At 38.8% G+C, this 20,349-nt stretch carries 21 protein-coding genes; 5 read left to right on the forward strand and 16 right to left on the reverse strand.

Annotated features, from left to right (window positions below; all coding sequences use genetic code 11):
• Nucleotides 1-182: 182 nt before the first annotated feature.
• The 3 genes from ACNAZ4_RS06545 to ACNAZ4_RS06555 form a co-directional block, all read right to left on the reverse strand.
• Nucleotides 183-1,031, reverse strand: a complete 849-nt coding sequence (locus ACNAZ4_RS06545; protein WP_052806912.1) for a cytochrome c oxidase assembly protein — start codon at nt 1,029-1,031, stop codon at nt 183-185.
• Nucleotides 1,032-1,254: 223 nt separating this feature from the next.
• Complete coding sequence (locus tag ACNAZ4_RS06550; protein WP_044390606.1) at nt 1,255-1,551, reverse strand: AbrB/MazE/SpoVT family DNA-binding domain-containing protein; 297 nt, start codon at nt 1,549-1,551, stop codon at nt 1,255-1,257.
• 129 nt (nt 1,552-1,680) lie between these two features.
• The gene (locus ACNAZ4_RS06555; protein WP_044390608.1) at nt 1,681-2,535 is read right to left on the reverse strand and encodes a peptidylprolyl isomerase; all 855 of its coding nucleotides are present in this window, start codon (nt 2,533-2,535) and stop codon (nt 1,681-1,683) included.
• Between the two features lie 205 nt (nt 2,536-2,740).
• Here ACNAZ4_RS06555 and prsW point away from each other — a divergent pair, with 205 nt between their 5' ends.
• Nucleotides 2,741-3,433 (forward strand): glutamic-type intramembrane protease PrsW, encoded by a 693-nt coding sequence (prsW, locus tag ACNAZ4_RS06560; RefSeq protein ID WP_044390609.1) that lies wholly within the window; start codon nt 2,741-2,743, stop codon nt 3,431-3,433.
• A 300-nt stretch (nt 3,434-3,733) separates the two neighbouring features.
• Nucleotides 3,734-3,946: a hypothetical protein gene (locus tag ACNAZ4_RS06565; protein WP_044390610.1), complete on the forward strand. Its 213-nt coding sequence runs from the start codon at nt 3,734-3,736 to the stop codon at nt 3,944-3,946.
• A gap of 64 nt (nt 3,947-4,010) precedes the next feature.
• On the opposite strand, the gene qoxD is transcribed toward ACNAZ4_RS06565, so the two are convergent.
• The 7 genes from qoxD to ACNAZ4_RS06600 form a co-directional block, all read right to left on the reverse strand.
• Nucleotides 4,011-4,292 carry a cytochrome aa3 quinol oxidase subunit IV gene (gene qoxD / locus ACNAZ4_RS06570; protein ID WP_044390611.1) on the reverse strand — a complete coding sequence of 94 codons (282 nt, stop codon included), beginning with the start codon at nt 4,290-4,292 and terminating at the stop codon, nt 4,011-4,013.
• 2 nt (nt 4,293-4,294) lie between these two features.
• A complete protein-coding gene (qoxC, locus tag ACNAZ4_RS06575) occupies nt 4,295-4,891 on the reverse strand; it encodes a cytochrome aa3 quinol oxidase subunit III (protein ID WP_044390613.1) in 597 nt (198 codons plus the stop codon).
• Entirely contained in the window at nt 4,888-6,837 is a 1,950-nt protein-coding gene (gene qoxB / locus ACNAZ4_RS06580; RefSeq protein ID WP_415813439.1) for a cytochrome aa3 quinol oxidase subunit I, read from the reverse strand. Before qoxB ends, qoxC begins: the two co-directional genes overlap by 4 nt.
• A 76-nt stretch (nt 6,838-6,913) precedes the next feature.
• On the reverse strand, nt 6,914-7,807 hold the full coding sequence (qoxA, locus tag ACNAZ4_RS06585) for a cytochrome aa3 quinol oxidase subunit II (protein WP_044390617.1): 894 nt from the start codon (nt 7,805-7,807) through the stop codon (nt 6,914-6,916).
• Between the two features lie 627 nt (nt 7,808-8,434).
• Nucleotides 8,435-8,602, reverse strand: a complete 168-nt coding sequence (locus ACNAZ4_RS06590) for a hypothetical protein (RefSeq protein ID WP_157841605.1) — start codon at nt 8,600-8,602, stop codon at nt 8,435-8,437.
• Between the two features lie 34 nt (nt 8,603-8,636).
• A complete protein-coding gene (locus ACNAZ4_RS06595) occupies nt 8,637-9,965 on the reverse strand; it encodes an MATE family efflux transporter (protein WP_415813441.1) in 1,329 nt (442 codons plus the stop codon).
• A 30-nt stretch (nt 9,966-9,995) separates the two neighbouring features.
• Nucleotides 9,996-11,759, reverse strand: a complete 1,764-nt coding sequence (locus ACNAZ4_RS06600; RefSeq protein WP_044390619.1) for an ABC transporter ATP-binding protein — start codon at nt 11,757-11,759, stop codon at nt 9,996-9,998.
• A 462-nt stretch (nt 11,760-12,221) separates the two neighbouring features.
• On the opposite strand from ACNAZ4_RS06600, the gene ACNAZ4_RS06605 reads away from it, so the two are divergent.
• Complete coding sequence (locus ACNAZ4_RS06605) at nt 12,222-13,064, forward strand: COX15/CtaA family protein (RefSeq protein ID WP_044390621.1); 843 nt, start codon at nt 12,222-12,224, stop codon at nt 13,062-13,064.
• A 76-nt stretch (nt 13,065-13,140) separates the two neighbouring features.
• Here the strand turns inward: ACNAZ4_RS06605 and ACNAZ4_RS06610 are convergent, their stop codons facing one another.
• The 6 genes from ACNAZ4_RS06610 to ACNAZ4_RS06635 form a co-directional block, all read right to left on the reverse strand.
• Complete coding sequence (locus ACNAZ4_RS06610) at nt 13,141-13,869, reverse strand: ZIP family metal transporter (RefSeq protein WP_044390623.1); 729 nt, start codon at nt 13,867-13,869, stop codon at nt 13,141-13,143.
• Between the two features lie 413 nt (nt 13,870-14,282).
• Nucleotides 14,283-15,200: a cation diffusion facilitator family transporter gene (locus ACNAZ4_RS06615; RefSeq protein ID WP_044390625.1), complete on the reverse strand. Its 918-nt coding sequence runs from the start codon at nt 15,198-15,200 to the stop codon at nt 14,283-14,285.
• 163 nt (nt 15,201-15,363) lie between these two features.
• A complete protein-coding gene (locus ACNAZ4_RS06620; RefSeq protein ID WP_044390627.1) occupies nt 15,364-15,702 on the reverse strand; it encodes an ArsR/SmtB family transcription factor in 339 nt (112 codons plus the stop codon).
• 119 nt (nt 15,703-15,821) lie between these two features.
• A complete protein-coding gene (locus tag ACNAZ4_RS06625; RefSeq protein WP_044390629.1) occupies nt 15,822-16,028 on the reverse strand; it encodes a capping complex subunit for YIEGIA in 207 nt (68 codons plus the stop codon).
• Between the two features lie 3 nt (nt 16,029-16,031).
• Nucleotides 16,032-16,943, reverse strand: a complete 912-nt coding sequence (locus tag ACNAZ4_RS06630) for a YIEGIA family protein (protein WP_044390631.1) — start codon at nt 16,941-16,943, stop codon at nt 16,032-16,034.
• A gap of 143 nt (nt 16,944-17,086) precedes the next feature.
• Nucleotides 17,087-17,983 (reverse strand): cation diffusion facilitator family transporter, encoded by an 897-nt coding sequence (locus ACNAZ4_RS06635; RefSeq protein WP_044390633.1) that lies wholly within the window; start codon nt 17,981-17,983, stop codon nt 17,087-17,089.
• Between the two features lie 271 nt (nt 17,984-18,254).
• On the opposite strand from ACNAZ4_RS06635, the gene ACNAZ4_RS06640 reads away from it, so the two are divergent.
• On the forward strand, nt 18,255-19,622 hold the full coding sequence (locus tag ACNAZ4_RS06640; protein WP_044390635.1) for a sensor histidine kinase: 1,368 nt from the start codon (nt 18,255-18,257) through the stop codon (nt 19,620-19,622).
• A gap of 2 nt (nt 19,623-19,624) precedes the next feature.
• Nucleotides 19,625-20,311, forward strand: coding sequence for a response regulator transcription factor (locus ACNAZ4_RS06645; protein WP_044390636.1), 687 nt, complete (start codon nt 19,625-19,627; stop codon nt 20,309-20,311).
• The last annotated feature ends 38 nt before the right edge of the window (nt 20,312-20,349 follow it).

Consider the following 20,349-nt stretch of genomic DNA (forward strand, 5'->3'; position numbering starts at 1 on the left):
CACAAATTTATTGTTTTGTTTTAAAACTATTTTTAATATAAATAAGGCTGTCTATTGCGACAGCCTTACTCATGTGAATAATTTATATAAAAGGGGGGGTCCTATTTCTCTTTTATAATAGCTGTTTTTGTTGCAGATATTATGCATATTTCATTACAATCTAATTACATTATAAATATTAATTAGACTCTTTGATTTTTTCTTAGAGAACTCAAATACTCCTCTTCGAATTTTTCTAGACGGTCTTCAATCTCGTCATTCCTTTGATCTTTTGCCCAAGCAAAAAAGATGAAAGCAATTACCGTTCCATAAATGATTTCTTGGATTATTTTCATTAGTGCTCCACCAGCCTGTTGATCATCCAACGAACTAACCCCAAATAACGAGGGGCTGTGTAAATAGGAATTATACAAAAGTTCCTTAGAGAAAATGATCAATGCACAGGCTGGGGTCAACAGGATGCCCATTCCACACACATAAGCAATTTTATATAACGGTTTCATATTATCCATGCTTTTCACAGGTGACACAACCGGCCACCACATTATAAATGATAATATTAACAAGAAAATAATGGATAGAGTCATATATAGCGAGCTGCCCATGATAAAATCAAAAATGAAAGGGACATGGTAAAAAGAGAAAAAGCCATTAAATAACAATAAAGCAAGGATGGGTTTTGTCAGGATATGATTGGTTCTTTTCAAAAAAGATCTTTTAGAAAAAAATACTTCAAGTTCCTTATCAGGTAAACCGTAAAGAATCAACGGAGGAACCGCCAGGTATATGATGGACTGGATGACCATATGAACCGAGAATAGATAGTCACCAACAGCATCGATTGGAGTACCCAAGGCGAAAATAAATAACCCCGCACCGGTGTAGAAAGAAAGTTTTTGCTTTTGGGAAATATGAAAGTTAGTCGTTCTTTGCTTGTGGTTATAATAAAGAATGATTACAATCCCAATTAAGATAACAAAAATATTCCAATCAAAAACTAACTCTCCTGCTGATTTATATTCCATATTCATTAAATTCACCCCTTATAATTGAATACTTATTTGTTCCCTTTCTTATAGGCCTTGTAAAGAAAAAAACCATAAGCGATTAAAAGAACTGCTAAAACCATGATAAGAACAGTAAATGCCTTAACCATTCCGCATCCTCCCTTACATGTATAGGTGTTCATATTTAAGCGTAAACTTACCAGCACATAATTTCAATAGATTGAAAAAGTAATAAAATTTGATATCATTATAATTGTGGTATTTGAGGTATTAATACAATCCTTGCTAATTGCTGATCTGCCTCTATAAGCAGATAACAGTCGCTTCCGATTCCATTTAAATCCCTAATTTCTTTTGGGATATTTATCACTCCATTGTAAATCGTTCGCTTGTTCAAATATGAATCGCTCTCCTGTGTTTCAATAATAATATTGCCTTGGCGATAGTCTACGAATAATGTGGTGTCTTCATTTATATTCATTACTTTGGTTATTTCTTTAGGAATTGAGACTTGTCCATTTTTATATAGCTTCCTGATAAACATGCAAGTTTCCTCCTATAAAGGTTCTAAAATAGAATAGATAGTACATATATACAGCACAATTGTTTACTCACAAAAATCCCTGTCCAATGATACTTGGACAGGGATTACTTTCCTCATTTAGAAATCAGTCTAACTGTTGCTCAGTATTCCCTTTAAGTCCTTGTCCTTTACAACCAAACCGGCATCTTTCAATTCTTTCTGCATCACCTCTTGAGCTTTTGTCTGATCAATTTTTGAAAGCTTCATTTGATATTCAAGTTCAGACTTCATTTTATCAAAGGACTTTTTCTTCTTTTTATCAGTTAACTCAATAATATGATAACCAAATGAGGATTTTACAGGTTCACTCACCTCATTAACTTCTAGTGTATACGCAGCTTTCTCAAATTCCGGATCCATCTTTCCTGTTCCAAACCAGCCAAGATCTCCGCCCATATCAGCAGAAGCTTTGTCGGTAGAATACTCTTTTGCTAAATCTTCAAATTTATTGCCGTTAGCAAGCTTACTCTTAACTTCTTTGGCAGTCTTCTCATCTTTCACGAGAATATGTCTAGCCTTAACTTCAGGCTTGTAGGCTTCATAGCTATCTTTAAGTTCCTGATCAGTCACCTTGACATCTTTTATTAAGGCTTTTTCCATCAAAAGTTGGCTTTTAAGTACTTCTTTCAATTCGTTCTCATCTTTAATATTATTTTGGGCAAGAACCATTTCAAAGTTTTCACCTGTTTGATCTTTGATTTCATTTAACTTTTTGCTAACTTCCTCATCAGACACTTCGTACTTTTTTGCAAGCACTTTTTCATATACAAGTTCCTGTAATTCTTGTTCTCCGTATTTTTTCTTCATTGCCTTATACAGGTCTTCCTTGGAGATATCCCCAGCTTTAGTTTCTGCAACAACCTCCGAATTTGTGTCACCAGACGAACATGCACTTAAACCTGCTATACTGGCTGCTAACGAAAGCGCAATAATAGTTTTTTTCATATTAACACTCCTAATTACGATAATTGAATCAGATACCAAATAAAGGATTTAAACTAAATGCATATGTGCTCATATAGACATTATGTTACAATGTTATGGAAAGGTCAAGTTTTTCTATGATCTTCTGTTTTCATGTGTTTCCTGTAAAACGTTATCCATAAAAAGCAATAGAATAATCCTTAAGGTTTTTTGAGGAGGGAATGTGGTGGTATCAACCATTACAGCAGGAATAGCACCTGGCGTGGCATTATTGAGCTATTTTTATTTAAAAGATAAATATGAGGCTGAGCCTTTATCCTTAGTTGCTAAAGTTTTCTTTCTTGGGGCCCTGCTTGTTTTTCCAATCATGTTCATTCATTATGTTTTGACTGCTGAGAACATCATTCCAGGACCGATCTTCGAATCTTTTCTATCGGTCGGGTTTTTGGAGGAGTTTTTTAAATGGTTCATAGTTTATTATACTGTATACAGACACCAGGAGTTTAATGAACCCTATGATGGCATCGTATACAGTACAGCTGTGTCATTAGGATTTGCGTCTGCTGAGAATATTTTGTATCTTTTGGCAAACGGAGTCGAATTTGCCTTGAGCCGAGCATTACTGCCAGTATCAAGCCACGCTTTGTTCGGTGTGATGATGGGATATTATATAGGAAAAGCAAAATTCACGAAGGATTTTCGCCTCTGGTTATTATTCCTTTCCATAATGGTGCCAGCCTTATTGCATGGAGGATACACATATATCCTGCTTACTATTAAGAATTGGTTTTTCCCCATAACAATATATATGGTGATCTTATGGTTTATTGGAATCAGGAAAACAAAATTGGCAAACTATCTTAGTGACCAGTTTTATAAAAATAGGCCAAATAAAGAAAAACCCTTTATTAGTCATTAATAAGGGGTTATTTTGGGTATATATTCGTAATACCGATTATTACCTTGTTTGAGAACCGACTTCTATAGCATTTTCAACTAGTGATTAAAAAGACCCTTGAAATCTATGACAAAACAACTCTAGAAGGGTTAATTTACTCCGGTGCATTTAACCTCTTCTGTTTGAATAAAAAAAATATTCATCAATTAAATATCAATAAACATACATTGCTTCAAAAGGCAACAATATATCATGAAAAAACCCAAAAAGTTTGACAATTTTTTGAACTTTTCGAATGATGTATAAAAGAGGTGAATTAGAATGGTAGACATCAGGATGCTTAATCTCATAAAAGTGGTCGGCGGTTTAGCCCTAACTATTGGGTGCGTAATATTTTTATTCGGCTTTTTTGGAAGCGATTCCAAAATTGTCACAGCTGTCGGGATTGGAACAATTGGGGGTTCAGTGATTATTTTTCTTATGGGTATGTTTTTTGTAGTATCTGAAGAAGTGTTAAAAAAAACAAATAAGTAGACAGAACTCTGTGTTTGAAGGTAACAAAAAGAGCGCCCTAATTGACGCTCTTATCCTTCTGTTTTCAATAACCCCACACAAGAGTGAGCAAGGAGCCAAAAATTGTGGCTAGTGCAATAAATACAGCATAATAGATGCTCGTGAAAATTGAACCTTTATCCTCACTCTCTCCAGCATGCATGAACACTACCAACTGGACAGCTGCCTGGATAAATGCAGTAAACAGCAGAATAGTCATTCCATTTGTAAAAGAAATATCTATGAAGTAAACCGTAAGAGCCACTGCCGTAAGAAGTAGTGAGAAAACAAATCCCATTACCTGTTTAAGGGGAAATAATTCTTTCATGTTTACATCATTCCTTTCAAGTAGACGAAGCTGAAAATAAAGATCCACACCACGTCAAGGAAATGCCAGTACAGTGAAAAAATAAATGATTTATTAGCTGTTTCTGGAGTCAATCCATACTTTTTTATCTGCATGACAATAGCCAATCCCCAGAAAACTCCGAACGTAACATGAGCACCATGTGTGCCTAGTGTTGTAAATAATGCCGCTGAAAAACCACTTGTTTGAAGAGTCAATCCTTCGTGGATATATTGAACAAACTCATATATTTCTACACCTATAAACCCAACCCCAAGAACAAGAGTAATGATAAAGAAATTTATCATTGCTTTTGCTCTTCCGAGTCTCATTGCATTAATCCCTAATCCAATCGTAAAACTGCTGGTTAAAAGCAAGAGTGTCTGAATAATGAGGGTAGGAGCCTTAAATACCTCTTCTCCACCAGGACCGCTTCCAGTGCGATCAACCATTATAAAATAAGTCGCAAAAAGTGTTGCAAACAAAGCAATTTCTGCACCCAGGAAGATCCAGAACCCTAATATTTTCAGGCGATTTTCTTCTGTACTATATTCAAGAGGGAGAGTATGATTTATTTTCATTTTTTGATTCCTCCCAATTTCTTCTCAGTTTCTTTTATTTCATCGACAGTGATGTATCGACCATGGTCTTTCTCGAACGAACGATAGAGCATAGTTGCGAATATGCCTATTAACGAAATAATGGCCAGGGTCCACATGCTGAATACCATAGCAAAACCAAATACAAAAAAGAAAGAACTCATGATAAATGGCAACCCACTGTTATTTGGCATATGAATTTTTTCTAGCTTACCAGGAAACAAGTTGTGCCCATTTTTCTTGGCATCCCAAAATGCTTCAGAAGAGTTCACATGAGGGACTAATGCAAAATTATATTCAGGCACAGGACTCTTAGTTGCCCACTCAAGTGATCTGGCATCCCAAGGGTCAGATCCGATGTTTCTTGGAGCGTAGCGAGTGCTGTAATAGATATTGTATACGATTAGTATGAAACCTACCGCAAGACCAAGTGCGCCTATTAAGGAAATCGTATTCCATATTCCAAAACCAGTCGATTCAGAATAGGTGTACATCCTGCGAGCTTGCCCATCAAGACCTGATATAAACATCGGGAAGAATGTCAAACATACACTGATTGCGATAAACCAGAATGACCATTTCCCAATTCGTTCATTCAGCATGAAACCAAAGATCTTTGGCCACCAATAGGTCATTCCAGCAATCATTGCGAACACGACACCAGGAATGATTACCAGGTGAAAGTGAGCTACAAGGAACATAGTGTTATGATATTGATAGTCTGCACTAGCCATTCCCAGCATTACTCCTGTAACCCCACCGATTGTGAAAATTGGAATGAATCCAAGAGAGTATAGCATAGGGACCGTAAAGGTGATTTTTCCCTTCCAAAGGGTAAGGAGCCAGTTGAAGATTTTAACTCCTGTAGGAATAGCAATCGCCATCGTTGTAATAGAAAAAATACTGTTAACCAGCGCACCTTGACCCATAGTGAAGAAATGGTGAACCCAGACTACAAATGACAACGCAGATATAGCGACGATGGAAATGACCATTGACTTATATCCATACAGGTTTCGGCGGGCAAATGTTGGTATGATCTCACTATAGATGCCGAACGCAGGCAAAATTAGGATATATACCTCAGGATGCCCCCACACCCAGAAGAAGTTGGCCCATAGCATATCCATGCCGCCGTTTGCTGTCGTAAAGAAGTTGGTTCCGAATAATCGGTCCATTGTCCCCATCGCCAGCGCGACCGTTAAAACCGGAAAAGCGAAAACGATAATCACATTGGTGATCAGCGCTGTCCAGGTAAACATCGGCATTTTCATTAACTTCATGCCAGGTGCCCTCATTTTCAAGATAGTGACAATAAAGTTAATACCAGTAATTAATGTTCCTAGACCAGCGATTTGAATCGCAATCATATAGTAATTCGTCCCTACCGAAGGACTAAATTCATTTCCCGCCAGTGGGAAATAGGATGTCCATCCTGAATCAGGTGAACCACCAACAATGAAGGAAATGTTAAATAACATCGCTCCCATAAAATATAACCAGAAACTTAAAGCATTCAATCGAGGAAACGCCACATCACGAGCCCCAATTTGCAATGGGACTACAAAGTTCATTAAAGCAGTGACAAACGCCATAGCCATGAACAAAATCATGACTACTCCATGTGTTGTAAAAACCTCATTATATTCTTGGGCATTCAAAAGTGTGTTCTCAGGTATAGCCGTCTGGGCACGCATCATTATGGCATCTACTCCGCCACGGAACAACATCAGCAGAGCTGAAATGAGGTACATGATGCCGATACGTTTATGATCTACTGTTGTTAACCATTGCTGCCATAAATAACCCCACTTTTTAAAATAAGTAAGGCCTGCAAGTATTGCAATAATCGTTAAGCCGATGGCAACCATCGACGCATATATGGTTGGACTTGGGTTTGGAATAGCAAATCTCTCAAAGAACTCCATCTATCGCAACCCCTTTCTGTTATTCATTTAAAATTAACTGCAACATCATTCAGAAACACTGTATTGTTACCTGGTCCTACATATCGTCCATTTTGTCTTGATCCATTGTTTCATTCTCTTTTTCTTTTGATGTCTCTTTCATTTGGTGACCCTCTGGAGGCGGAAGGAAAGATAAATGGGTGCCTGTAAATGTCTGTTGACCAAGGTGGGCAGGTTCTAACAATTTATCAAATTTTTCTGCAGTCATTGGTTCTGCAGTTGCCTTGATTTCATCTACCCATTTTTTGTATTCTTCCTGTTCCATTGCTGTAACGTTAAACGTTTGCTCTGCGAATCCTGCACCTGTAAAACTAGCATTCCGCCCACTATATTCTCCCGGAACATCTGCAGCTAGGTTTAGCTTATTGACCATGTCTGACATAGCGTATTTTTGTCCACCTAATTGCGGAATCCAGAAACTGGAAATCGGTCCAAATGAATAAAGCCTAAATTCTATCGGCCTATTCGTTGGAATAAAAAGATAGTTCACTGTTTCAATATTCTCTTCCGGGTAACTAAAATGCCACTTCCAATTCGAAGAAGATGCATAAATGACTAACGGTTCCTGTTTTTCAAACCCCTTAGGTGTTGACTCAACTTCATATGTAGATTTGACAGTAATAACCGAAAGGAAAATGACAATTATTATTGGAACGCCAACGAATATCGATTCAATTACTTTACTGCCTTTAATATGTGGCGGTTCATAATTTTCATTTTGCTTTGATGCTCGGTACTTCACCAACATGACAATGAAAAGAACAAAAACAACAATAACAACAAATGCCATGGTCCAAATCGAAATCATGATCACATCTGCTGTTGTACGAGCTTGAGGACCTTTTGGGTCGAGGACCGTTAATGGTTCACAACCAGAAAGCATGGCGAAAACACCAAAAATTAAAGTTAAAATCAACCATTTTACCTTCATTGATTTACCCCTTTCTTAGATTAACTGAGGAAGTTAGAAGCCTATCCGATAGATTTCGAATACTATGTAAATTACATCACATACAATTTCATAGTTTTTATTCAATGCCACCAAGAAAAAGAACGCCAAGAATTTAAATATATGAGCATATATACATAAATATCCTAGTAAGCATCTATAGGTTTCTAACACGCTCATAATGTTAACATACTTTAATTGGTGGCTTTATTTTAATTTGTGACAAAATGTTGAAGGTTTTATTTTACAAAATGATAAATAGTCGATTTGGCTGACCTGTTTATGTTAACTACCCGTTAATTGAGAATTGTTTCCTAAAGAGGGTAACTGTTTAAAGAAAATCGTTCAAACAATAGGGGTATGGGAACACTCCTCCACTCCCATTCCGCTTCTGAAACATAAAAAGATCGCTAAACAGCGATCTTTTTATGTTTTTCATTATTATAAATTTTCAGGAAACACCCTGGCAAACAGTCGAAATGCCCACGTAACTAAGTTCTATTATCGTTGGTTTTATAAACCTCATAAATCTTTTCCGATTCTTGACCTTATTGGAATAGCATCAGGTTCACACCGTCAGCCACTCAGGCTTATATTTCAATATAGAAACTATTTATCATGGTCATTTGAACCTAACTTTCTTTCCAATTCTATTAATTCCTTATCTGATTTCTTCTTAAATAAATAGATAACACCTATAGCCAATAAAGACAAAACAGAATACACAATTATTGTTGGCATAAGCTCAATCAAGTTCAAACCTAATACAAATTGCATGTCCATCACTCCCAGTTTATATTCTTATCAAAATTTACGCTAACTCTCTTATAACCTGTCTATTTTTTCGGTACCAAATAAACAATCCTGCAGGAAGGGCATTATCAGCAGCAATAGAGACCCAAACAGCGGGTAGGCCATATCCCAACTTCCACGCAAAAATATAGACTCCAAGTGTTCTGATCACCCAAATCCCAATAATTGTAACGATCATTGGAAATGTACTGTTCCCCGATGCCTGGACAGCTGAAGTATCAACAAGGACTGAAGCAAGGAATGGCTGGGAAAACATATCGATCAATAAAACAATCAGCAATAAATGCAGGACCGTCTGATCGGTTGTAAACAACATGCCAATCCATGGGCTGCACGCAGCGAGTATCGCCGTAATCAGCGTCATGGAAACAGCAGATTGGATATAGCTCCATTTTCGGTATTCCTTTGCATCCTCCAGGTTGTTTTCGCCAATCGCCTGCCCGATCAAGGTGCTGGCGGCGATGGCAAACCCTCCGCCAATCGTGTAGGCAAAAGTCGTCAGTGTGCCTGCAATGTTATGGGTAGCATAAACCTCGATACCCATCCGGACAATCAGGCCGAAATAAACGACCTGACCCAGACGCATGGACAGCCGTTCCAAAGTGGCCGGTAGCGCAAACTTCCCCATGCTGCCAGCCAGGCTTCCGACAAATTTAAAATCATCTTTAGACAAAGCGATAGCTGGAATCGACTGCGATTTCAGCCACAGCCGGAGAAATCCGTAAACCCTTGCCAAAATCATGGCAATGGCAGCTCCAGTCAGTCCCCATCCTTCTATTGGACCTACACCGAAAATTAAAATATAGTCCAAAATTACATGAACAGCATTCATTTCGATACCGACCCTAAGTGGCGTCCGTGTATCCCCAATTGCCCGAAAGGTAGCTGACTGTGCCGTGAACAATGCTACAAACGGTGTTAAACCGAGGATGACCTGGAAATAGATAATGGCCGTACTTTTTAGGGCCTCATCTGCTCCTGCCCAGTCCAGCAGTGTATCCGAAAACCCAACAGACACCCCGGAAAATATAAGGCCGGCTATTGCGGAGATCAGAAGACCATGAAAGATAACCGACTTGCTCCGGGCTTCGTTCTTTGCCCCAAAGGCTCTTGATAAAAAAACCGCAAGTGTCGCTGACAATGCGGTAAAAACCCCAATATATGTCATGCTGTAAATATTGGTTACACCGACAGCGTTAATGGCCAGCAACCCAAGCTGGGCAATAAAAAACGAATCAACTACTCCTAATAAACTTTGTAAATAGGATTCCCCAATCGCTGGCATAGCAATATTAAATACTTTTTTTGCTTTTTTCGGAATCTGCAAAATAATTCCTTCTTTCTTTATAATAAAAAATTAATGGGCCACTCCCTGTTCCTTGCTTAAGTTTTGGATGTTAAACAGCTGTTCATAAAGCCCGTTTTTGCCCATTAACTCTCCATGTGTTCCTTGTTCTGCCACTTTCCCATCTTTCATGAAAATAATTTTATCCACATGCGTGATGGTAGAAAGCCGGTGAGCAATTACAATAGTCGTTCTATTTTTCGCTAATCGATCGAGAGAATCCTGGATTAAAGCTTCCGATTCCAAATCCAAGGCAGATGTCGCTTCATCAAGAATCAATATTTTTGGGTTTTTGAGAAACACTCTGGCTATGGCAATTCTTTGCTTCTGGCCACCTGATAACTTCACCCCTTTTTCCCCGATTTCCGTGTCATATCCATTGTGCAGGCTAAGAATGAAGTCATGTGCATTGGCAGCCCTGGCAGCTGAAACGACTTCATCCTCGACCGCAGAAGGATTACCCAATAAAATATTTTCTCTAATCGTTCCGCTAAACAAAATATTGTCTTGGAGCACCATCCCGATATGGCTCCTGAGGCTTCGCTGGGTAAAGTCGTTGATATTGATCCCGTCAATTGAAATTCTGCCTTTTTCTATATTATAGAAGCGGGGAATAAGGCTGATGAGAGAGGACTTTCCTCCTCCGCTCATCCCGACCAAAGCAACGGTACTGCCCGGATGAATCACTAAATTAATATCTTTTAATATATAATTGGCATCTTGGTCATAACGGAACCACACATCCTGAAATTGAATCTCTCCATCCACTTTGGATATTATCTTGGCAGAGGGATGGTCAGTAATATCATAAGGATGATTCCATAATTCCATGACACGCTCAAGTGAGGCCGATGCCTGTGTTAAAAGAGTGGAGGAATTAACGAGCCTTCGAAGCGGGCTATAGATCCGGTCAAGATACCCAAAAAAGGCGACAAATGTACCAAGTGTAACCTCTCCGGTAATCACCTTATATCCTCCGTAGGCAATTACGAGCAAGGGTGCAATATCCGTCAACGTATTGACAACGGAGTTGGTTAGTGCATTCCAGCGAGTAGCTGCAAGTGCTTTTGCTAGGAATTTTCTGTTTCTCCGATCAAATTGGCCCTGATCATATTCCTCCAATGTAAAGCTTTTGACTACCGGCATCCCAGATACACGTTCATGCAGGTATGACTGAACATCTGCAAGGGATTGAGAACGTTCCTTTGTTAATCGTTTTAGACGTTTGTATAATATCCTTACCGAAATGGCATAAAGGGGAAGAATGGCGATTGCCACAAGGGTCAGCTTAGTGTTGAGAGTGAACATAAAGCCCAGAGCGATCGTTAATGTAAAGATATCGAGCCATATATTCATCATCCCTGTTTCGACGATATTCTTCGTTTGTTCCACATCGTTCATGACTCGGGAGATTACTTCACCTGTTTTATTGTTTTGATAAAACCTAAGTGAGAGCTTTTGTAAATGATCATACAGCCGATCACGGATATCATATAATATCCTGCTGGTAATTTCCTGCGCATAATATTGACGAAAATATTCAACTGGGAAGCGAATAATAATGAATAAAACAAACGCAGCAGCAACGACATAACCGAGCTTTAACAGCTTCTGGGAATTAGATATTTCCGCAAGAAGGATTGAGTCAACAGAATACTTCATCACTAAAGGCAGTGTTAAAGGAATTCCGAATTTAACGACACCGATCAGCATTGTAATGACGACAAGTTTCCAGTATGGCTTGACAAATTGACTGTATATCTTAAAGCTGTACATATTAACTCCTTTTGACCACTATTCCACTAAAAAAATACAAATCTATTGTATTTTCCTAGCCGGATTGTATTCTGAAGCCATCAAATATTGAGGGCAAATGCAACAATAACATTGAAAACTAATAAGCTACTTTTTCTATTAAACTCAACACCAGAACCATTTATATAATTATGATATCAGGGGGCCTATAAAATGAATAACTTTGTAAACCAGAAAAATCTGTCCACTCTAAAACATAATATCATTATTTAAGGATGGCAAACTGCAAATTTTTTCCGTTAACCTTTTCACCCTATACATGGTCATGTATTCATATATATAATCAATCTTATAATCACGCTTACTCCCTGTCAACGGGGAATTCCATCAAAGTAGTCTTCGAGTTATTGTGAGAATCTGATATTCATGTTATGTTTTTATATGATTATATGCACATACACAATAGGATTGGATGATTGACAAATGCGAAACAGGTTCCAAAAATTCACGATTGCTGCTACTATTTTGGCCCTTATCCTTGGAAATTTAGTTGTTGCAACAAATTCTGGCGATGCTTGCGGCTCTGACTGGCCGAAATGCAATAGTAAGCTAATTCCAAATTTTTCAAGTATTAATATTCTAATTGAATATTCACACAGACTTTTTACCACTTCTTTAGGTTTTATCATCCTGATTAATGCAATCCTCGTATGGAAAAAACTTAAAAAATCGAACACGAAATCGATTTGGCCGATTTTATCAATCGTTCTGCTGCTCATCCAATCATTGGTTGGGGGTCTGAATGTTTTACTGGGAACTCCGATCGGATTTACAACCCTTGATGTGACTGTAAGTCTTTTTCTGCTGGTATCGGTTATTTATACCCATAACATTCTTGAGCCGCCACTTTTAGGTAAGAAGAGTGCACCGCTCCAAAAAGGTTCCTTTGCATTGTTAGTGTTTATTTTTATTGAAACAATCATTGGGGCTGTTTTCAAGCACTTCCGAATCAGCAAAATGCTTATTACAGATGAAGGCGGAATTTCATATATCTTATATTCAATCCATGGATTACTAGGAATAGCGGCAGTTTTAGCATCATCTTATATTTTATTCTGGTCCTTAAGAAATAAAACGTTCAGGCTGCTGTCTGTTAGTCTGACTTTCTTTCTCTTATTAGCAGGAGTGTACGGGTTTGTTTCCAAGGCTAGTTCACTCGCTCCTGTCTATTCTTCATTCCATATGATTTTTACAATTCTGTCTATTTCAGCCGCTAGCTTCCTGGCAGCCGAGCGAAAAGGTTTTGGGAAAGGAATTACTTCGTAAAATTTTCAGCAAATAATCCAGAAAGCAGTTTCCCACAATAGCTATTGGAAAACTGCTTTTTATTCTATCTATTTTCTCAATGTTCCATAGGCATTAGGACGAGCAATATATAAATCAGCGATGCTCCTAGAAGCAATACGAAAGCTGCTTTCAATCTCGGCAGTTTTTTATAATTTTTCCAAATGCTCTCATAGAAGGTAATATAGCTAAGTGTACCGATTGCAATTCCGTTTAACATGGTTGGCAGCTTGACTGTTGTTGGCTGCAAGCTTGCACCAATTATTGAAGATAAGCCCACTGTGATTGATAAGGCTATACAGAGGCCAATAAAAAAAACTGCTTTTCCTCTTGAGTTTATAAGTACACCCATCAAGATGAATCCTTCAGGAATATGATGAAAAAATGCTGCAGCAAGGAATATCGACGGATTCAGCAATTGTTGTTGAAGATTTAGTCCGAGTGCTAATCCTGTTGGTATGCTGTGGACAAGCAGAGCGAAAAAGGGCAAAAAAATCGTCCACTTGCCTGCTTGAGTATCCGGAGCTTTTCTATGAATAAAAATATCTAAGGTGATCATTACATAAACCCCCAAAAAGATGCCCGCAGCAACACCAATAAAACTTAACTCACTGAATGCTTCGGGAAGTAATTCGAAGCATATGAGACCCAAAAGAAGGCCTCCAGAAAAAACATGTATATATCCGCCCCTTTTAACCTTCCCCGTCAGAATGGCTGCAACGTAACCTCCAATTGTCGTTCCCAGGAAAACAATAAAGAATAGATTGGCTACTCCTCCATAAATCATTCCTCATCAATAGCCTCCGTCCATCACATATGGTTTGTACAATTTATACTCACTAGATGTTCTTGTTATGTATAGTTGGGACCCTCCTAGGATAGTAGAAGGAATGCAGTAAAACGATTGTAAAGAACATTAGTTTATATATATGAGCATATACTCATAATAGAAGTGGTATTAATCTTTTATGTATATTTAGGTAAAGTTTTATTTTTTTTTACTGCGGGGTCTTTCATTGACTCTTATGATCGTAATGAAAAATCGCAACAAGATAACGGGTATTTACGGACTGGCCCCCTCTAACACAAAAGAGCTTATATTGCTGGAATCCGCTATTAATCTTTCATAGTTGCAGCCATAAAAAAGCCTTCCTTCCTGAAATCAAATCAGGAAGGAAGGCTTTCTTTGCCACTGTTCATTTAATTACAGCCGCCATGGGGATTAGGACATCCGTGTTCTTCTTTTTCAACCTGGATTGTAGCATGGTCAATTCCAAATTCTTCATGGAGAATGGACTGGGATTGTTTTAAAACTTCATCATGACTCCCCTCTCCTGAGATGGAGATGTGACAACTGAGCATATGCTCATCTGATGTAACTGACCATACATGAAGGTCATGTATGCCTTTTACATTTGGTACATTCAACAAAGCAGTTTTTAATTCATTGGTACTAATGCGGATTGGTGTTCCTTCCATCAGAACGTGGAAAGAATCTTTCGTAACTCTCCAGCCGCTAATTAAAATTAATATACATACAATAACGCTGGCAATCGGATCTGCAACACCCCAGCCAAAGAAATAAATTAAAATCGCCGCAACGATTGCCCCTACAGACCCAAGCATATCACCAATAACGTGGAGGAATGCACTTCTTACATTAAGGTTTTCATCTTTGTCTCCTCTCATAAGAATCCAGGCCGCCACAATGTTTACCAGCAAACCAATAAATGCAACAGTGAACATTCCAAGGCTCTGGACCTCTGGAGGGTTAAGAAAGCGATTATAAGCTTCATAAAAGATGTACACAGATATAATGATCAATGTCAAACCGTTTAATGCTGCTGCGATAATCTCAAACCTTCGATACCCAAAAGATTTGGTTTCACTTGCTTTCCGTTCTCCGAGTTTTAAGGCAAACAGACTTAATCCCAGCGCGGCGGCATCACTAAGCATATGCCCTGCATCTGAAAGAAGCGCAAGGCTGTTTGTAAGAATCCCCCCAATAACCTCAACCACCATGTATGATGATATAAGGATAAAAGACAACATTAACGCCTTTTTATTGCTCGAATGGCCATGACTGTGGCCATGGCCGTGTGAGTGTCCGTTTCCCATATTGACCCCTCCTAAAAACATGTATACATACTCATATACAAATATAAAGGATTATCTTTAAATGTTCAAACTTTTTTATGTTTATTTATGCCCCACTTACTTTCTTGTTAATAAAAAAATGACAATCTTCCTTTTAGAAAATTGCCATTATCCAGATATAATTTTAGTGATGACGGGCATGATCGATTGTTTCTTTTAACAAGTCCATAACATGCTGATCGTCACATGAATAATAAATAGTCGTTCCTTCTCTACGGAACTTTACCAGCCTTAAATTTTTCAAAAATCTCAACTGGTGAGAAATCGTGGTTTGAAGCATGCCAACCGACTCTGCTATTTGGTTGACCGAATGTTCATTTTTCGACAGCAAATAGAGTATTTTGATTCTTGTCGGATCCGATAAAGCCTTGAAGGTTTGGGAAACAATAAAAAGGGTCTCTTCATCTAAAACATCTTGATCTTGGTCTTGTTCCTGGTCCCGAATTTTGTCTTGATCAGCCATTTTACTCTCCTAACAATCCTTTTCCTATCATTATATCATTCACTTTATCCCAGAAAAAGTTTGTACCCCTTAGAAAACCTCTTCGGCAGCTTTTATAGAAGGAAATTCAATTTAAAAACTTAAACTCTTATAACTAAATAATCTCCACTTTTCATTTGGACTACATCAGCTTTCATTGCTTTGGCCACGTCCCGAACCATTAACCTCTGCTGTTCTTCATTCTCAGCTAACAGGGTAAGCTGACTGCCTCCCAGTATCCTTTCCTTGTTTAAAGTGACAAATGCCAGAATCTCATAACCTGGTCTCTCTGAAGATTCTCTTCCCATTGTTTATTCCTTTCCGACAAGATTTGTTTTCATGACCGCATGGCTCTTTTTCGTACTTTCAAGCAAAGGGGTCTTTTTAACGGCTTCAATGAGCTTATCCTTGTCTTTAATGATTGGAACGAGTGTCACCACAATCCTCCCTTTTTCATAATCCTTCCTTGTAAAATGATACCGTTTAACCCCCAGGGCCCTCGTTGCTTCAAAAAGTGCAGCCTGCCTTTGTCCGAAGTTGTCCAAAGCAATACGGAAATGTTCCTCGTGAGGGTAAATCACTACAGCCATTCCTTCATTTTTAAACAATGTGGCAGCATTTTCCGTTCCTAACTGGTTCGTCACATACATTCCATCTACAAACAATTCCGATCCCTTCACTTCAATCTTTCCTTCTTCTACTTCAGCAATATCTCCGATTGTTTTTCCTTTAGAAAACCTTTTTAATATGTAAAACCCTACTGCACCCGCAATTGTCCCGGAAATGATATTGATTAATTTCGACTCACTATCCACAATTTGAATCGTGAGGGCAGTCAAAAAAGAAACAATCAATGAAAAATAATTCCTTGCTTCGAATGTCTTTGCGATTCCGTCGATATACGCGTCTCCACGAAAAGCATATTCAGTGTTTTCCACATCTTTCAAACTTTCCCTTTCCGACTTTCTTACATCCCGGAACTGTTGGATGGCAAGCGTCAAAAAAGTCACTGCGACAAAGTTTTTAGTCATTAACGCCGGAATGGCTACTGCACCAAGGGCAGCAGCGACAAACCCGGTAACCAGATGAATCATATAGCCATTCGGATAGCTGGGATATTGCCTGAAATCTTCCTTCACAGTCAGAATCCGTGCCAATGTTCCAACGCAAATAGCCGTAATGATCATAACAATATGCTCAGATGATATCATTCCTTCTCTCATGGCTGCCTCCTTCATTCCTCAGCAGTCATTCCCATTTAGTTTTAGAAAAATACATATCAAATCCAGAGTGAGACTTTTGTATCCACCCCCTGGAAACACTCCCCCCTTTTTAAACCAAAAAGACCAGTCATTTTCACTGGTCCTTAATGGGTATATTCTTCTTTCTCTTTATGGGCAAAACTTTCTCCTTCAAGCTGAAGAGTTGAATGCTTTACTTTAAATCTCTCTTTTAAGAGGCTGGTCGCCTTGTTCAGCAAGTCATCGTTATCAAATTTTGGCTCGACAACGAGATGGCCGCTTAATGAAGGCTGATCGGAAGTGATCGACCAGATATGAAGATCATGGACTTCTTCCACACCTTTCAGTTCTTCAAGTGCCTTCTTCACCTCATCAATATTAATATGTGTGGGTGCTCCTTCAAGGAGAATATGGACCGACTCTTTCGTCACTCTCCAGCCACTGACTAGCACCAGGATTGAGACGACAATACTCGCAATTGGATCTGCAAGATTCCAATTAAAGAACAAAATCAGCAATCCAGCCACTATGGCTCCCACAGAACCTAGCATATCGCCAAGAACATGTAAAAACGCGCTCCGGAGATTGAGGTTTTCTTTCGTGTTTCCCTTTTGGAGAATCCATGCCGCAACTATATTGACAATCAATCCAGCTACAGCAATATATAGCATTCCGGTGTTCACTTCTGGTGGTTCAGAAAACCGGTTGAAGGCTTCCCAAAACACATAAATGGATATTCCAAGTAAAGTGATCCCATTTAAAAAGGCCACCAATATTTCTATCCTTTTATAGCCGTAGGTCTTGGCAGCTGTGGCTGCCTTCTCACCGATTTTAATCGCAAGCAAACTTAACCCCAGCGAAACCGCATCACTTAACATATGCCCAGCATCACTAATAAGCGCAAGACTATTAGTCCAAATCCCGCCAATTAGTTCTACTATCATAAAACCAAAAATCAAAATAAAGCTGATCAGGAGTAACTTTTTATTATTGCTGGATTCATGGCTATGCCCTTGCCCCATTGGTACACCTCCCCTTAACGACTAAATTAAGTTTTCTTATCCTTTATCCTGTATTTTGATGTTTAAAACTATTCGTCGGTTTGTCTCATATTTTGGAAGATAACTATCACAAAAATAGAAAACATAATTCTCATCTTTGTCTTTCCGAAACCTTAGTCGTGCGGGTTATGGTGGTGTATGATTAATATACTTCTAATAAATTGCGTTTTTAAAGAACTGCATATTTTCTCCACAAATTTCGGTTACATTTATCACAATCAAGAAGGTGACTATGTTGAAATTATCTTTAAAGTTAGGTTTGTGGATTTTCATCTGCATTTTACTGATTGAGACAGTTTCGATGATTTTTTTACATAACAATGTTGTCCACTCGCGAATCGACCAGGAATTAGATTCTTTAAAAGCACGCGGGAACAGTCATCGCGACGTACTGGAAATGGCTTTTGATGATTCAACCCTTCAGCATATTGGGTTAATGGAATCGCAAACTGACACGGATGTGGTGGTGACCAATTCCGCTGGAGAAGTTTTATTAACATCCAAGGAGATAAATGGCGGGATGGAACAAGTCCTTGACCATTCCCTTTCACAGCTTCCACGGCAGGGTGTTATTCTTCAATCGGAATGGAATGAGGAAGAGTACATAGCCACCGTTACTCCGTACGAAACGGTAACAGATAATGGATATGTTTATATGTTTCGGGATACAGAAAATGTTAAAGCATTCGTCTCCCAGTTAAACAGGCATTTTATGCTGGCATCGATCTTGATCATATTCTTTATGTTTATTACTATTTTCCTTTTAACAAAGGCACTTACAAGACCGCTTATTTTGATGAAGGAAGCAACGCGAAAATTGAGTAAAGGAGATTTTTCCGTTTCTGTGCCTGTTCAATCCCATGATGAATTGGGTGAGCTTGCCCAATCTATTCAGACATTGGCAAACGACTTGAATCATATTAAACAGGAACGAAATGATTTTTTGGCGAGCATATCCCATGAACTCCGGACTCCATTGACTTATATAAAGGGCTATGCCGATATAGCCCGGCGAACCAATTTAAGCCCACAGGAGCGAACTCACTATTTGCAAATCATTGGTGAGGAATCAGAGCGGATCAACCGCTTATTGGAAGAGCTCTTCTACCTTGCCAGAATGGATCAAAATGAATTTCTCATCACCAAAGAACGTGTCCGGCTCTTTCCTTTCCTTCATTCTATATACGAAAGAGTTTTACCCGCGTTTTTAAATAAAAACATACAGTTACATCTCGATAGCGATCATGATGTATATGTCGATATCGATCCCTCACGGTTTGGACAGGTGCTTTCCAATATTTTAGACAATGCTTTAAAATATTCGAATGAAGGTACTGCAACCACGATCCGGGCATTTAAAAAGGATTGGAATGTTGTCATTTCCATAACGGATCAGGGAATCGGGATTCCCGACGAAGACCTCCCCTATGTGTTTGAGCGGTTATACCGTGTTGAAAAATCCCGCGCCAGGATGACCGGCGGATTTGGTTTGGGGCTTGCGATTGCGAAACAGCTTGTCGAAGTCCATGGTGGATCCATTTCCGTTGAAAGCAGACTTGGAGAGGGGACAACATTTACGATTGTACTTAAGGAGAGCTGAAAATGAAAAAAGTGTTGTTAGTCGATGATGAGCAGAGAATGCTTGATTTGTTGGAATTATATATCGCACCACATGGATATGTTTGTATCAAAAAGAATTCAGGCAATGATGCCCTTTCCTTTCTCGAGAAGGAACAAGTGGATCTGGTCCTCCTCGATGTCATGATGCCAGATATGGATGGCTTGGAAACTTGTGAAAAAATCCGGCAACTCTCCAGTGTACCAGTTATCATGTTGACTGCCCGAAGTGCGGACGAAGATATAGTAAAGGGGCTTAAAAAAGGCGCGGACGATTATGTAACCAAGCCATTTAACGAGGAAGTCTTGCTGGCAAGGATCAATGCGGTGATCCGACGGTTAGATTCAAAGTCAGAAAAGGATACCCTTACTTTTTATGGATTATCAATAAATGAATCAGCTATGGAAGCATTATACAAAGGCAATCCAATTATATTGACGCCAAAAGAATTCTCTCTTTTGAGCACCTTTATAAAAACTCCTAACAGGGTGTTCTCGAGGGATTATCTCCTTACTTCATTATGGAGCTTTAAAACAGAAACGGAAAACCGTACAATCGATTCGCATATCAGAAATTTAAGGGACAAATTGCGGCAGGCAGGATTTCCCGTCGATCAGCATTTGCTAACGGTTTGGGGTGTCGGATACAAATGGAGTTCTGAACGTTCGTGAACCTCTTCCAATAAGCATTTAAAGTGGTACTTGAATAA

Origin of the sequence: Mesobacillus thioparans (genome assembly GCF_965138835.1) — a bacterium.
GTDB classification, from domain to species: domain Bacteria; phylum Bacillota; class Bacilli; order Bacillales; family Cytobacillaceae; genus Mesobacillus; species Mesobacillus thioparans.